1 rRNA gene is annotated in these 243 nt (G+C 56.4%); it reads right to left on the bottom strand.

Annotated features, from left to right (window positions below):
* Nucleotides 1-96 (bottom strand): 16S ribosomal RNA (locus IO40_RS0132890); the annotation flags it as partial.
* Nucleotides 97-243: the final 147 nt, after the last annotated feature.

Below are 243 nucleotides of genomic sequence, written 5' to 3'. Positions count from 1 at the left end.
CACTAATCCACCACCGAAGCGGCTTCATCGTTCGACTTGCATGTGTTAAGCACGCCGCCAGCGTTCGTCCTGAGCCAGGATCAAACTCTCCGTGAATGCATTCGCATCACAGGAAGAGCGGTCCGCCATGGTGGAATAAACCAGGCGGACACAGCGTCCTCGCTGTTGTATTTCAAAGGAACCCTGCCCCGGCAACCGCCGGAGACGGGGTATCAACATATCTGGCGTTGACTTTTGGCACGC

This window comes from Streptomyces albus subsp. albus (assembly GCF_000725885.1).
GTDB lineage: Bacteria > Actinomycetota > Actinomycetes > Streptomycetales > Streptomycetaceae > Streptomyces > Streptomyces albus.
The sequence above is the reverse complement of the archived record's forward strand: the minus strand, read 5'-3'. Positions and strand labels throughout refer to the sequence as shown.